The sequence below is a fragment of the Lysinibacillus capsici genome (genome assembly GCF_020217405.1).
In the GTDB taxonomy this organism is placed as follows: domain Bacteria; phylum Bacillota; class Bacilli; order Bacillales_A; family Planococcaceae; genus Lysinibacillus; species Lysinibacillus capsici.
The window spans coordinates 2162362-2175796 of sequence record NZ_CP084108.1; the positions used below are offsets into that span (position 1 = coordinate 2162362).

15 protein-coding genes are annotated in these 13435 nt (G+C 35.4%); 12 read left to right on the top strand and 3 right to left on the bottom strand.

Going from position 1 to position 13435, the window contains the following annotated elements; genetic code table 11:
* The first annotated feature begins 305 nt into the window (after window positions 1–305).
* The 4 genes from LCP48_RS10540 to LCP48_RS10555 all read left to right on the top strand — a co-directional run bounded on the left by LCP48_RS10540 (window position 306) and on the right by LCP48_RS10555 (window position 3948).
* Window positions 306–503 carry a hemolysin XhlA family protein gene (locus tag LCP48_RS10540; protein ID WP_004228466.1) on the top strand — a complete coding sequence of 66 codons (198 nt, stop codon included), beginning with the start codon at window positions 306–308 and terminating at the stop codon, window positions 501–503.
* 703 nt (window positions 504–1206) lie between these two features.
* Window positions 1207–1905: a hypothetical protein gene (locus LCP48_RS10545; RefSeq protein WP_004228464.1), complete on the top strand. Its 699-nt coding sequence runs from the start codon at window positions 1207–1209 to the stop codon at window positions 1903–1905.
* An 835-nt stretch (window positions 1906–2740) separates the two neighbouring features.
* Complete coding sequence (locus tag LCP48_RS10550; RefSeq protein WP_004228455.1) at window positions 2741–3172, top strand: BrxA/BrxB family bacilliredoxin; 432 nt, start codon at window positions 2741–2743, stop codon at window positions 3170–3172.
* On the top strand, window positions 3160–3948 hold the full coding sequence (locus tag LCP48_RS10555) for a class I SAM-dependent methyltransferase (RefSeq protein WP_004228453.1): 789 nt from the start codon (window positions 3160–3162) through the stop codon (window positions 3946–3948). The genes LCP48_RS10550 and LCP48_RS10555 overlap by 13 nt, the downstream gene beginning before the upstream one ends.
* A 170-nt stretch (window positions 3949–4118) precedes the next feature.
* Here the strand turns inward: LCP48_RS10555 and LCP48_RS10560 are convergent, their stop codons facing one another.
* Complete coding sequence (locus LCP48_RS10560) at window positions 4119–5915, bottom strand: UvrD-helicase domain-containing protein (protein WP_004228451.1); 1797 nt, start codon at window positions 5913–5915, stop codon at window positions 4119–4121.
* A 700-nt stretch (window positions 5916–6615) separates the two neighbouring features.
* Between LCP48_RS10560 and LCP48_RS10565 the strand changes: the two genes are divergently transcribed.
* The 4 genes from LCP48_RS10565 to LCP48_RS10580 all read left to right on the top strand — a co-directional run bounded on the left by LCP48_RS10565 (window position 6616) and on the right by LCP48_RS10580 (window position 9615).
* The gene (locus LCP48_RS10565; RefSeq protein ID WP_004228446.1) at window positions 6616–7410 is read left to right on the top strand and encodes a nucleotidyl transferase AbiEii/AbiGii toxin family protein; all 795 of its coding nucleotides are present in this window, start codon (window positions 6616–6618) and stop codon (window positions 7408–7410) included.
* Between the two features lie 193 nt (window positions 7411–7603).
* On the top strand, window positions 7604–8083 hold the full coding sequence (locus LCP48_RS10570) for an RNA polymerase sigma factor (RefSeq protein ID WP_216486709.1): 480 nt from the start codon (window positions 7604–7606) through the stop codon (window positions 8081–8083).
* A complete protein-coding gene (locus LCP48_RS10575) occupies window positions 8080–8589 on the top strand; it encodes a hypothetical protein (RefSeq protein ID WP_216486704.1) in 510 nt (169 codons plus the stop codon). Before LCP48_RS10570 ends, LCP48_RS10575 begins: the two co-directional genes overlap by 4 nt.
* Window positions 8590–8838: 249 nt before the next feature.
* Window positions 8839–9615 (top strand): basic amino acid ABC transporter substrate-binding protein, encoded by a 777-nt coding sequence (locus LCP48_RS10580; RefSeq protein ID WP_009371242.1) that lies wholly within the window; start codon window positions 8839–8841, stop codon window positions 9613–9615.
* A gap of 59 nt (window positions 9616–9674) precedes the next feature.
* Here LCP48_RS10580 and LCP48_RS23420 read toward each other — a convergent pair whose 3' ends face one another.
* Both LCP48_RS23420 and LCP48_RS10590 read right to left on the bottom strand, forming a co-directional pair.
* Window positions 9675–9923, bottom strand: coding sequence for a hypothetical protein (locus tag LCP48_RS23420; protein ID WP_004228442.1), 249 nt, complete (start codon window positions 9921–9923; stop codon window positions 9675–9677).
* 351 nt (window positions 9924–10274) lie between these two features.
* Window positions 10275–10712, bottom strand: a complete 438-nt coding sequence (locus LCP48_RS10590; RefSeq protein ID WP_004228438.1) for a MarR family winged helix-turn-helix transcriptional regulator — start codon at window positions 10710–10712, stop codon at window positions 10275–10277.
* A 150-nt stretch (window positions 10713–10862) separates the two neighbouring features.
* Here LCP48_RS10590 and LCP48_RS10595 point away from each other — a divergent pair, with 150 nt between their 5' ends.
* The 4 genes from LCP48_RS10595 (at window position 10863) to LCP48_RS10610 (ending at window position 13383) form a co-directional block, all read left to right on the top strand.
* Window positions 10863–11267, top strand: coding sequence for an Ohr family peroxiredoxin (locus LCP48_RS10595; protein ID WP_004228436.1), 405 nt, complete (start codon window positions 10863–10865; stop codon window positions 11265–11267).
* A 22-nt stretch (window positions 11268–11289) separates the two neighbouring features.
* Window positions 11290–11916 carry a nitroreductase family protein gene (locus tag LCP48_RS10600; protein WP_004228434.1) on the top strand — a complete coding sequence of 209 codons (627 nt, stop codon included), beginning with the start codon at window positions 11290–11292 and terminating at the stop codon, window positions 11914–11916.
* A 67-nt stretch (window positions 11917–11983) separates the two neighbouring features.
* On the top strand, window positions 11984–12343 hold the full coding sequence (locus LCP48_RS10605) for a DUF1304 domain-containing protein (RefSeq protein ID WP_004228431.1): 360 nt from the start codon (window positions 11984–11986) through the stop codon (window positions 12341–12343).
* 431 nt (window positions 12344–12774) lie between these two features.
* A complete protein-coding gene (locus tag LCP48_RS10610; RefSeq protein ID WP_004228428.1) occupies window positions 12775–13383 on the top strand; it encodes a hypothetical protein in 609 nt (202 codons plus the stop codon).
* Window positions 13384–13435 lie beyond the last annotated feature (52 nt).

The window sequence follows — 13435 nt, forward strand, 5'->3', positions numbered from 1 at the left end:
GGCTATTTTATCTAACTTTAGGGATGAACTGAAATCTAAATGTAAGATGCTTGTTTCGGTAAAATTACTGAATTTGAAGGGCAGTTTGATACGCCTGAATATAGAGATAAAACTCTTATTGCATTAGCTAGTTGATATATAGATGAAGTAGAAAAATTTATCAGTGATTTTGAATTGATAAAAATTAAAACATCAGTAATTAAGAGAGCCTTCCACAGATAATTGTGGAGTGCTATTTTTAAACAACAAGACCTAAGAAATGCACTGTACCGAGCAGTGCTATTTTTATTGAGGAGGCGATTCACATGGAGCAACGAGTTGGAAAATTAGAAAATGACATGACCGATGTGAAAACACAGCTTGCTGTTGCTGAATCAAATATTAAGGAAATTCGCGAGGATATAGGCAGAATTAAAGATAATACAACTTGGATATTGAGATTACTTATTGGCGGTCTTGTAAGTGCAATATTGCCTTTTATTATTAAAGGAGGATTGATGTAATATGAAAATCGACTGGAAAGTGCGTCTACAACACAAACAATTTTGATTATCATTAATCGCATTATTACTTGTGCTTGCTAATCAAATAGCGGGCATTTTAATGTTGATATTACGATTTATAATGCTCAAATTACAGCCATTTCAGAGACTGTTTTTTACAAAAGAAACACTCAAAGCTGTATTTCGTAATTACCTTATGCAAGCAGTAGACAAAAAGCTTATTGATATATCACATCTAGATAAATTTAATGCTGGTACACTGACTAACGGTGATTTAAAGGGATAAGAAATTATCATTACGCAACAAACATACTAAAAACCATAAGACCGGCAAAGATATTTTAGGCGAGCTGAACTTAAAACATAATAAAAAGTGGCAATTCTGTTAAAAATATTGTTGAATTTAAGAATGAAACTAAATAACAATGTCAAGTCTTTTAGTTTGAATTTCACTAAAAATGTTGCTTTTATAATATAAAATAATAAAAAATGCGCCAAATAATGACGGTATAAGTGGCGTGATTTGGCGTACTTTCAAAATAATTAATTTAACACCGCCAAAAAATGGCGGTGTAGGCGTCAGAAAGTGGCGTAAAAATAATGTTGAATTTCTATTTTGAGAAATGGTAGGATGAGTTTAACTCGAGGATTACTAAATTGCTATAGCAACTAGTTTAACTATAAGGAAAAGGAGATTTATACAATGAAAAAAACAATTTCTTACGTGCTAATAAGTTGTTTATTTTTTGCATTTAATCTAACTCCGGCTTTTGCTAGTAGTAATGAAGATCACACAATTGAAAACATTGTTTTTCAAGAAAGTTCTAGTGTTAATGAAAGGGTAATTAATACCTTAGATGAAAATGGAATAGAATATACTATAGAAGAAAATAATATTATCCTCAAAAATCCTTCTCCTGAATTGGTGGAAGAAGCAAACGGTTTAGTAGAAAAAAGCTTTTTAAATGAAGTAAACTCACAAGAAAATACCATTAATCAAATTTCTCCATTTGCTGCTACGTATCCTACAAATTGGGTACATAATCCACTTTACGACACATATGGTAGTACTACAATTGAAAAAGCTGGTAAAGTAACTGTCGCCGCAGCAGTATCGTATTATTTAATTAACGTTACAAGTATCTACAATAAATTTGTAAGATCTGTAGTAGCAGCAGTTGGAACTTTCTTCTTTGTAAATGGTGGGACAACGGATAAAGTATACTATACTTCAACACATGCTTGGAGAGAGTTAGGCCCTGGTTCATTCAGTCCAACTAATGGGCAATTCTTAGGTGACTATGAAATAATGAGATATGAAAAAATAACAAATGCTGCAGGGGATATTGTCGATAGAAATACACGTTATGCGAAATCGACTGTTATTGAACCGATTTTTTAATAATATTAATAAGGCATAAAAATTAAGTGTTTACTTACTAGTTTTAGAGCTTGGATAAAGGAGGAACAGATGTATAGAGCTTTATTAAGATATATCGCTGCTATTTTTGTTTTGTTAATAAGTTCTTACTTTATTTTTGATGAATCATTTATGAAGGCACTTAAATTTACAATTCTTATGGGTATAATTTTCGTAGTATTTGAATTTCTTGATAAAAACAGAGATAAAAAGAAGGACTAAACATGTATCATTTCCAAAGCCCAGGTACTCAATTAATTTTAAGCCGGGGCTTTTTTATGTTTTTATTTACTGTCTCTCTTACTTTTTACATAAAATTAGAAAATCTTTTAGTGACCAAATGAAGAAAAGTAATGGTAAAACAGTGATGAATAAAAACCCTAAAATGAATGAAATCATAGTGATTTCTTCGCTATCAGTTGCCATAACACCGATGAAAAGCAGTCGCACAAAAAATCAAGAAATTGGCCACGCAGGTAATGATAAAGATATAAAATGGGTATACATAATAATCCGAACGATGCGAACGTCATTTAACTCACCTCAATTTCAATTCTGAAAATTTCCCCTTAGAATGTTAGACCTATAAAATCTTAACAATGTATTGTTCTATTTCATCTATGTAATTATTTCCATAAACTAATACTTGATAAAATACAAAACCACTATCCGTTACACAAAAAAAGTCACCAAAATCACGAAAAAGTCACATTTCCCCCGAAAACCCACGAAATCAGGCAAAAAGCATGTCTTTGTACATTCACACGAAACCTTGCTATAATAAGGTTTGCGAATACATAGGAAAGAGGGTAAAAGCATGAACGCTTATGATGAATATATGAAGCAGGTTGTGAAGCCGATGCGTGAGGAGCTTGTGGAGGCTGGTTTTACGGAGCTAACGACTGCGGATGCGGTGAATGAATTTATGGCGGAGACGAAGGGAACATCGTTAGTGGTGATTAACTCGGTTTGTGGTTGTGCTGCAGGGCTTGCTCGTCCAGCGGCGCGTGAGGCAATTGCAGCGGTGAAGCCAGATCATCTTGTGACGGTGTTTGCGGGGCAGGATCCAGAGGCGACTGCGGCGATGCGTGGTTATTTTGAGGATGTGCCACCTAGCTCACCATCTATGGCGATTTTAAAGGATGGGGAGTTGGCTTACTTTATCCCACGTGAACAAATTGAGGGATTCCCTGTGGAGCAGATTGTCTCTCATTTAACTGGCGTGTTAGAGCAAACATGCGAGAACTAAAAACGATTGTGACGACAGCGGGCAGACCAGACGATGTATCGATGGCGCTCGCTGCTTTTGCGTGTCAAGAATTAGGTGCTGCGTTTGAGCCACGGAACAAGCGCTCTGTTCGCAAAATTTCGCAGGAGTTGCAGGCACATGTGATGGTCGCTGGGAAGAATCGCTTCGAGTATTATGCCTATGGGGCGCAGGAGCCGTTTTTCTTTCACCCCAATTCTGCGGCGTTTCGATTAAAGCGTGTGGCCCGTGGTGAGGCAGAGCCTTTTTTGGAAGCGGCACAGCTTCAACTGGGGGATTCGGTGTTGGATTGTACGTTAGGTTTAGCGGCAGATGCCATGTTAGCGGCTTATACAGTGGGTGAAGCAGGTCGTGTTGTCGGACTGGAAGCAAATCCAAATGTAGCGTTTATTGTTAGACAGGGGATGCAAGCCTATGATACATCCGAGCTACCGTTAACTGCCTGTATGCGACACATCGAGGTAATACAGTCTGAGGCTGTTCGCTATTTAAAAACCCTACCAGACAACGCATTTGATGTGGTTTATATGGACCCGATGTTTGAGAAGGTTATAGAAGAGGCCAATAATTTTCAGGCATTACGGCTAGCAGGGGAGCATGTCACATTAACCGAGGAATGGGTTTATGAAGCCAAGCGTGTAGCGAAAAAGCGTGTGGTGTTAAAGGCACATTTTCGCTCAGAGTGGTTTGTGACCTATGGCTTTCAGCAGCATGAACGGATAACTGCAAAATTTCATTATGGAATCCTAGAGGTCTGAACAAAATCTAATAAATGGCTAGTACGAAAAATAGAACAGTATGTTAGGAGAAATATACTAACATACTGATTTTGCTATTCATAATTCCTGGAGCTTTTGTAAATAAAATTTTAATATTCATTTATATATAATTTTTTCTTGAAAATTCTAGTTTTTTAAGATTGCTCAATTTAAAGAACAGATATTGTTTGTTGAAGCAATACCTTCATTTCCTTTGCATAGGATTCTTTATGGAAATTTTCAGCGTGAATGTACAATTGCTCAGAGGCTCTTGTAATACCTACATACATGGTTTTTCGGTATTTCAATGCCTCTTCCTTTACAGAAGTAGAGATGAATCTATCTGTATCTAATAAAAATACAATTGGAGCTTCTAATCCTTTAGCTGATTGATAAGTAGTCACAATAATTTTCTGCTCAGTCGATGCTTTTTTCTTTATTAGTTCGGCTTTTGCTTGCAGTACTTTTGGAAGTGCTTTGATAAAAGCCTGGGCTCTATACCAATCTTTACAGAGTACCATTATATCGTTTGGAGTGTAGCCAACTTTATAAATCAATTCCTCAATCTTTATAGCTACTTCTTCAAGTTCTCCTTCAATCGTACCAATTCCATTTTCGACCGAGTTCTCATACTCAATTTCCTTCATGGGGCAATAAAACTTCTCTACCTCAGCCTTTAATTTATCATCTACACTTAAAAATTGCAGAGCTAAATCAATGTGTTCATTGGCAGAACGATAGGCTTTTTTTAGTAATTTACTTCTGCCGCGCATGTCTAAAATAGGGTCAATTTCTGTCCAAGGTGTATCTGTTGAACGGTAGAGACTTTGTAAGCGATCACCAGCTAAAAATAAATTAATGCTGTTTTTTTCTTCTTTTTTACTATCAAAAGTTTTAAAAGGCTTACAGCTTTGAACGGCTAAACGGATCCAATCGTCTAAAAAATCTTGGTATTCATCAATTAAAATTGCATCATATTTTGGTTTTGCTTTTTCCAAGGACAAACTTGGTAAATCATAGTCCCACCATTTTTGCTGTTCATCACCAGATAATTTGGGAATAGGGACATGAGCTACATCTAGTGCAAATTTATGAAAGGTACTAATTTCCATATTTTCAACATGTATATCTAAAAATGATAAATTTTCTGCTAAGCTTTTAACTTTTTGCTCTAGTTTTGTGGCTAAGCTTCTATTGTAAGTCAGAATACGAATATTCCAATCGGGATTTTCTCTAAGTAAATGAATAGCTCTTGCTAAAAGCATAACTGTTTTTCCACTGCCAGGAACACCTGTTACCATGTAATGACCATATGAGATATTTTTGGCAAACCGTTCTTGCTCGGCATCTAATGCAGTAATTAATTCCTGAGTGTAATTTTCGTTTGTAGATAATATTTGGATTTCTGGGAAAATAATAGTTCTAATTATCTTTAAAAATTGAGGACTCACAGGCTTAATTTCTGAAAATAGGTCTGATATTTCTAAAATGTTAAAATCCTCTGAAAGTAGATAGTTGGCATGTTTTTGATCAAAAACATCTGCTAAGTGATTTTCTTCAAAGGCAGCTCTTTTTAGATGAGGTAAAATAGCATAGGAAGAGAACTTCACATCGAGTTCACCTTGCGCGTTGTATAATCTATCATCCATTGAGAATAAACCTTCTAGCGACTTATAGTATTGACCAGCTTTAAATACAGGATTTTCTAATTTCTCACCGTGGATATTTTTAAATTCTAGACGAGTCCAAGATGCTAGGTATTCAATACTCCAATCCTTCATTTCCAAAATACTTACGCCTCTTAAACAATCAATCAAAATAAAATCTGGAATAAGATTTTTAATTTTGGGTTGAATGTAGAGGTAGGCATCGCTTTTTTGTGCTTTATATAGATTTTTAATTTTATTGAGCATACTGCGCTCACCCTTAGTTAAGGTAGGAAGATCATTTGGTATGATATGTAGCAAGTTTTTAACCCCCAAATATTAGTATATTATGCAATATTTTAAATATACTATATATTGTAAAAAAACACAACTTTAGTCTTGTAGTAAATTGGTATTATTCAAAGTTAAACATTTGGGATCTAAATTACGAACTAATCTTCAGCGAAGCTTTATAAGCATATTAAGCTATATAATTGAAGTAGAAAAATATATATAAAATTATGTTCCATATATTTAATTTTACATATTAAATTTGTTGTGCTATAATAGAACACGTGCTATTTTAGGTAGCATATTTCCGTAATCTGGCATTCTGCTTTTTGTTTTTGTAGATACTTATTCACACTGGCGCATGCTTTGGGGCTGCAAGGACGCAAAAGATGGTAGGGTTTGCGTTGCTTAAGTTAGAAGGCACACAGTGGAATTTTACCGCGGTGATGAAACGAATCTGGTTTCAAGATAATATTCCCCAGACGATTGGGTTGAGACTTTTACAATTTACGAGAATGTTACCTATAAATACTAAAGGGGTAGTTTCGCAACAGCGAGGCTGCCCCTTGTCTAATTTTAAAGCCTGTCATGTTCAACCATGACAGGCCTTTTTGGTATACATTACCGTTTACTCTCTTCCATAAATAAGTGATAATAAAAGCATGAATTTTAGTAAAAATCTAAATTCTGCATAAAAAAATCAGAAAAATCAAAAAGGTGAGGGATATCAATGGGAAATATCGACACACTATCGACGAATGTCGTGACACAATTAGAAGAAATGGTTACACGGCAGGACAATATGGATCAGCTAGTATCACGCTATTGCCAAGAAAGACTGCTTTATCGTCTATCTGTCTCCTCCTATGATGATCAATTTTATCTAAATGGGGATCTACTATTATTTGCTTTAACAAATGGATTGGTGAAGCCTTCCCAAGAAGTCACGCTGACAGCGCAAGCAAGCGTTCATCAACACGATATAGTGAAACAGGCCTTTAATGAAATTTGCTCACTATCAATACCAGCGGATGGTATTGAATGGAATGCGCAGCAGATCAGATCGTCTGTATCGAGTGACAATATTCAACTAAGCATACCAGCTACATTGGGCAAAATGACTGTATACATAGAAGTAAGGATTACCTTTAAAGAAAGATTGCGAATAACACCACAGACTATTATTTTTCCGAGCTTGCTAGACAATAAGGCTGCGGTGGTTTATACATATCCAACAGAATTCGTGCTTGCACAAAAATTTATCGAAATTTACCAGTACCCAGCATTAGAAAAGACTGAAAAAACAATAAATGAAGTACAACAATTGCTACAAACTCAAACTATTGAAGGACGAAGATTGCAGGCATATATTGTGGACTTATTTGATCGACATCATTTTACAATCGAGCTAACTTCTACACTCGAGATGTCAGGGATTCTGAAACAATTCTTTATCCCTATTTATGAAGCTATCTTGGCTGAGGACGAATTTTTCAAGCAATGGAACAATCGAGTTTGGCAATGAGGAGAGGGACCCGCAAATCATCTACGGTTTGCGGGTTTTTGCATGGCTATTATTCAGTAATTTATGAGGGGAATACATTTGTATGTCCCATGAAGGGTCTCTTCTTTTATTAAAATGTAAGCTAAAGTGTAGCTGTTGCACGAATAGATAAAGTTGAATCGTATTATGTCATGAAGGAGGTTAGGTGAAAAATATGATAAAGTTTGCTGGCTTAAGTGTGCAAGAAATTGTTCAAACATATAGTGACACCCTTATACGAATTGCTGTGCAACAGACCAAAAATATGGCTGAGGCGGAGGACATTGTGCAGGAGGTTTATATGACACTGATGAGGCAAAACAAGCCCTTTGCTCATGAAGCACATTTAAAGGCTTGGCTCATAAAGGTGACATTTAATAAGTGCAAGGATTATTTTAAATCCTCACGTGTGAAAAAGACAGTACCCATTACAGATGAAATGGCCTTTATTGCAAAAGAGGAGCAGATGGTTCTTACTGAAATTTTTGAGCTTCCTTCAGAAGAGAGAGTCATTGTTTATTTACATTATTACGAGGGCTATACAACCGCAGAAATGGCTGATTTATTAGAGATCAACGTAAATACAGTAGGCTCAAAGCTCAGAAGGGCACGAATGAAGCTGAAAACGATTCTAGAAGAGGGGAGCAAAGTATGATGAATGCTTATAAGAATGTGATGAAGCAGATTCATGCTTCTGAGGAATTTAAGCGTAAGATGCAGGAAGAGATGATGGAATATGAAAAGAGGTCCTTTATGAAAAAAGTAAGAATTAGTGTTGGAAGCTTAGTAGCCTGTGCAGTGATTGCTGTCCTTGCTATGGTAAATATAAATCATGATACACCAATTGATTTGACGGAGAGAATTGTTGCGGACCATTCAGCTCCTGCGGCAAGTGCGCTAGTAAATATCGAAGGGACCATTACAGAAGTCGGAGAAGATGGGCTGAGCTTTACATTGGATAACGGTATGGAAGTAGTCGTGACAGATAAAACCAAAATAGGAATAGATGGACCGACAGCACCACCTAAGGAGGAACAGCTATTTGAGCCTACTTTTAGAGTAGGTAATTTAATTGGTGGCTATACAGAAGATACCTCATCACACCCAGTTCAGGCTGCTGCCATTTATACAAATTGGAATTTTGAACATCCAATACGATAAAGATTTAGATGCGCAAAAAGAATTTCCTATGGGAGATTCTTTTTTTATATCTTTCTATTAACTATTTATTCCTTTTTATCCTAAAAACGAGATTGAATAATACTATTTATAAAGAAATGATTATTTTTATACAAAAAAGTATTGTCTAAAGAGAATATTGTCACTATAATTTACGTAATAGTCTTACATTTCCGAATTGCGAAAAATAATACGCATTATGGAAAAAATATCATACTAGGGGGATGGGCTATGAAAAGAAATTTAATGGTGTTGCTTACAATTATGGCAGCTTTCACGCTAGTTTTAGCGGGTTGCGGCTCGAAAGACAATACATCATCAGGTGATGGAGATAGTAAAAAAGTTTATAAGGTAGGTACTGAGGCTACATTTGCACCTATCGTATCTCTTGATGATAAAGGGAATATTGTAGGGATTGATGTGGATGTGCTACAAGCAATCGCGGATGAAATGGATTTTGAAGTGAAGTGGGAAAGTATTGGTTGGGAGCCTGTATTCCAAACAATTAAAAATGGTGAAACAGATATTGGTGGTGCAGGAATTACCATTACGGACGAGCGTAAGGAAACATTTGATTTTACTGAGCCGTATTACGAATCTCAATTATTAATCGTGGTGAAAGAAGATTCAAAGATCCAATCATTGGATGAATTAAAAGATAAAAAGATTTCTGTACAAATTAATGCTACTGGTCATATGGCTGCCAAGAAGCTACAGGGTGAATCTAGTCCCAACATTCTTGCTTTCGAAAATCAACCAATTGCTATTCAAGAGATGCTGAATGGCAACGTAGAAGCGGCAATTGGAGATAATTCAGTTGTTTATGAATATATCAAGGCACATCCAAATGACAAAATCAAAGTAATTAAAGATGATTCCTTCGAAAAAGAATACTATGGTTTCATGGTTCAAAAGGGGAACAAAGAGCTTTTAGATAAGTTAAATGAAGGCCTTAAAAAGATTAAAGAAAACGGTAAGTTAAAAGAAATTACAGGTTCAGACTTTTAGTAATAAATAAACCGTAGAAGCTCACCTCAAGGGGAGTTCTACGGTTTATTTTTTAGGTGCTAGTCTTGCGCTTCAGCAACTGTTTTGACCCGTTCTAAAAATTGTACGACTACTTTGTCCGATGCAAACAATAAAAATAATTTGACGAACCATTTTAACGCATTATTTGTTACGGTATAAGTAAAGGAAGTCACTGTTTCATTTATTTTGTTTAAGTCATAGTAAGCCGTAATTTCAAACATATTAGCGAGTACAAAGCCTACTTTCAATATTTTTTTATCAGGTGCATTCGAATTCTTACGCTTCAATACGTTTTCCTTCTTTATATTTTTGGCGATAAATACTGCCAACCACTTCTTCTGTTACTTTTACAGGCTTGTTTTCAAGTACCTGTGGCATAATCTTCTGCATATCAGATAAAGAGCCATCAAGTAATTTCCAAACGTTTTTGATGGGGGCATTTATGTTTATTTGTCCATGTTTTCATCCAAACACCTCAACTATAGTCACATGATTATTAACAATTTGAAGAGATGAGGGAGAGAAAAACAAAAAAGATTGAAGCCGATGTAGCTCCAACCTTCTTATTTGCACTGACAGGTCTACTTTATTAGGTTTGCTGATGGGGAGACTAATCCTATTAATGGAACAGCTATGCGTTAGTTTTCATCTTTTATTTTCCAGTCGTTGTAAACGATATCTTGAAGTACATTTTTCAGTTGTACAAATTGCTGCTCTGAGATATTAGATTGCTTCATCACTTGGCGGGACACTTCAGGTAGCTTCCTTCTTACATCTAAGCCTTCCTTGGTTAAATATATTTTCATTAATCGTTCGTCCTCCTTAGAACGCTCACGACAAATGTAATTCTTTGACTCTAATTTTTTTAACAACGGTGTTAATGTTCCTGAATCTAAAAATAAACGTTGGCCCAATTCTTTCACCGTTATCTGTTCGTTTTCCTCTAAAGCTAATAAAGTGATATAGCCTGTATAAGTAAGATCGTAAGGCTTCAATAATAATGTATATTGTCGAGTGATTTCCTTTGATGTTGCATACAAAAGAAAGCACAGCTGATTATCTAAATGATTAGGCATAAAAATCCCCTCTTAAAGTTCTTCTACTACCATTTATATTAAAAATAAAGTTCCTACTTGTCAAACGCAATTAAATTGTGTACAATTCAATTTGTAAAAATTAGATTGTACACAATTTAATTAATAACAAAAGATAAGGGGTTTTCAGTAATGAAAGAATTATACGCAACTACAATGATTAATGAAGGTGGCCGTAGCGGCACATCCTATGCAGAAGATCAATCTTTATCGTTAAAAATTGCACCACCAGGCTCAAAATTAGCCGATGTGACAAACCCAGAACAATTATTTGCAGCTGGCTATAGTGCTTGCTTTAATAGTGCATTAGATTTAATCAAACGCCAAAAGAAACTAAAAAATGCATCAACCATTAAAGTAACAGTGAAATTAATGGAGCAAGCTTCTTTTGACTATGTACTTGCTGTGGAAATCGAAGGGCATATTGAAGGACTAGCAGTGGAAGAAGCACAGGAATTATTAGAGGTCACACATACGGTGTGCCCATATTCAAAAGCCACAATGGGCAATATTAATGTAACAATAAAAGCAGTTTAAATTGTGAAAAGAGGGAAACGACATGTTATCAACAACACCATTAAAACAAATGATGCAAATGCGTAAATCTGTTCGTAAATACAATGCAGAGACTAAAATTCCGCGTGAAACAATCATGCAGCTGTTGCAGGATGCTACTTCAGCACCTTCTTCAAGTAATATGCAGCCATGGCGCTTTCTTGTGATTGATGATAAGGAAATTCAGAAGAATATTAACTTCTTTTCATTTAATCAAGAGCAAATCGAAACAGCCTCGGCCATTATTGCTGTCATTGGTGATATAGAGATGTATGTAAATGCTGAGGAAATCTATGCAAAAAATGTGGAGCTGGGCTATATGCCAGAACCAATTGCCAATAAGCTTGCACAAGATGCGCTGACAATGTATGGTTCAGCACCAACAAAAACATTAGAAAATATCGTACACTTTGATGCTGGCTTAGTATCGATGCAAATCATGCTATTAGCGAAAGAAATGGGCTATGATACCGTTCCGATGGGTGGGTTTGATAAAGCAAAATTCGCTGAATACATGGAATTACCAGCAAATGAAATTCCTATTTTATTATTAGCCATTGGTGAAGCGGCAGCCCCAGCATATGGTTCTTCACGCCTACCAATAGACCGCATTGTTCGGTTTAATAAATAGTTTCAAGCAATGTCCTTGATACACGTGAGGACATTGCTTTTTTTAAGATTTTTTAGGAGGGAATAGGATGTCTTCATTAACTTTTATGTTAAGCTTAGTCGTAGCAGCTGAGCATTTGTATATTATGTATTTAGAAACGTTTGCAACTACTTCTAAACGAACAGCAAAAACATTTAATCTGTCTGAAGAAGCGTTAGAAAATGGAAATGTTCAAGTTCTTTTCAAAAATCAAGGCGTTTATAATGGTCTGATTGCGATCGCCTTATTGTATGGATTATTTTTGTCACATCAGCAAACGGAAATGGTTGCCATTTTCTTAATTTTTGTAATCATTGTCGCTTTGTATGGAAGCTTAACAAGCTCTAAATCGATTCTATTAAAACAAGGTGGACCTGCTATTTTAGCACTTATTAGTTTATTTTTTTAAAGGAATCCCTACAGAATGCGTAAGATGTTAGTTAATCATAAAAACTTAATGTAAACTTGTCACCCTATCCTACATATCAGGAGCTTTATCAAAGATATAAGCAGAAGCCAAAGCAATGGTATTTGGATACTGTTCTTTATAAATAAATGCTTGATGCATCTGTAACTGTTAGAAAAAGTATTATTGTTCAATGCGTTAAAAAGATTAAATGATATAATTTTTGATGGAAATATTCGTCAAGATATTACCTACCATCGATATACGCTCAGCTAAGCGAAAGCTTGGAAAGGACAACTTTAATTTCAATTAAAACACTCATGTAGAGAGTGGTTGTTTTTTGCTATAGGGCCATTGAAGGTAGTAATGCTTATTGTGAAAATGGGTATAATTTGAAATAATTTAATGAAACACTCATAAATGGGAGGGCGAAAATGCGGTACTTTACAGGTTACAGCTTGTTAATAATGTTCACCTTGTTGTTGTTAATTGGATGTGCAGGAGTTGAAAAGGAAAAATCCCCATCAAATACTAAAATAACCATTGAGCCCTACAACATGAGTGAAAAAGAAACTTTACTCATCAGTAAAACAGGTGTAGAGCAAATTAATTTTTTCAAGTTGAATGGCACTTTGAAAGAAGATGATGATTTGCAATTTTCAGTGGAAGTGTTTGAAAACGGGAAGTTTAAAGAGGAGTTACTAAAGACTTGGGGTGAACTCGAGACAAAATATAATGATAGCCTTATTTCTTTTGGAATAAGTGACAGTAGGGACGAAGACCATTCTTTAAAACTGTTAAATGGTATACCTTCTGGGCTTGCGACAACATTTTATTCGAATAACATGACAACTTCATCTTTCAGCTTACTAATGGACGAAAAAATGACTTTAGAAAAAAATAAACCTATTTATTTAACAGCGTGGCTAGGCACTACTAAAAACGAACTACATTCTGGTAGAGGCAGAAATGGGGAACTACCTCCGGGCATTGAAGGAGCTGAACTTGCATTTTTTTACAAAGTGCTATGGACGGATAAATAAAAGAGATAAGTTCTATTGACATTTGAATTTTCTAAATAGGTCATTTTCGATT

Excerpts from the sequence above, each read along its gene's own strand:
- LCP48_RS10595 (WP_004228436.1), top strand. The coding sequence starts at position 10,863 with ATGAAAGAATTATACGCAACTACAATGATTAATGAAGGTGGCCGTAGC.
- LCP48_RS10570 (WP_216486709.1), top strand. The coding sequence starts at position 7,604 with ATGATAAAGTTTGCTGGCTTAAGTGTGCAAGAAATTGTTCAAACATAT.
- LCP48_RS10580 (WP_009371242.1), top strand. The coding sequence starts at position 8,839 with ATGAAAAGAAATTTAATGGTGTTGCTTACAATTATGGCAGCTTTCACG.
- LCP48_RS10555 (WP_004228453.1), top strand. The coding sequence starts at position 3,160 with ATGCGAGAACTAAAAACGATTGTGACGACAGCGGGCAGACCAGACGAT.
- LCP48_RS10540 (WP_004228466.1), top strand. The coding sequence starts at position 306 with ATGGAGCAACGAGTTGGAAAATTAGAAAATGACATGACCGATGTGAAA.
- LCP48_RS10590 (WP_004228438.1), bottom strand. The coding sequence starts at position 10,712 with ATGCCTAATCATTTAGATAATCAGCTGTGCTTTCTTTTGTATGCAACA.
- LCP48_RS10605 (WP_004228431.1), top strand. The coding sequence starts at position 11,984 with ATGTCTTCATTAACTTTTATGTTAAGCTTAGTCGTAGCAGCTGAGCAT.
- LCP48_RS10600 (WP_004228434.1), top strand. The coding sequence starts at position 11,290 with ATGTTATCAACAACACCATTAAAACAAATGATGCAAATGCGTAAATCT.
- LCP48_RS10550 (WP_004228455.1), top strand. The coding sequence starts at position 2,741 with ATGAACGCTTATGATGAATATATGAAGCAGGTTGTGAAGCCGATGCGT.
- LCP48_RS10565 (WP_004228446.1), top strand. The coding sequence starts at position 6,616 with ATGGGAAATATCGACACACTATCGACGAATGTCGTGACACAATTAGAA.
- LCP48_RS10610 (WP_004228428.1), top strand. The coding sequence starts at position 12,775 with ATGCGGTACTTTACAGGTTACAGCTTGTTAATAATGTTCACCTTGTTG.
- LCP48_RS10545 (WP_004228464.1), top strand. The coding sequence starts at position 1,207 with ATGAAAAAAACAATTTCTTACGTGCTAATAAGTTGTTTATTTTTTGCA.
- LCP48_RS10575 (WP_216486704.1), top strand. The coding sequence starts at position 8,080 with ATGATGAATGCTTATAAGAATGTGATGAAGCAGATTCATGCTTCTGAG.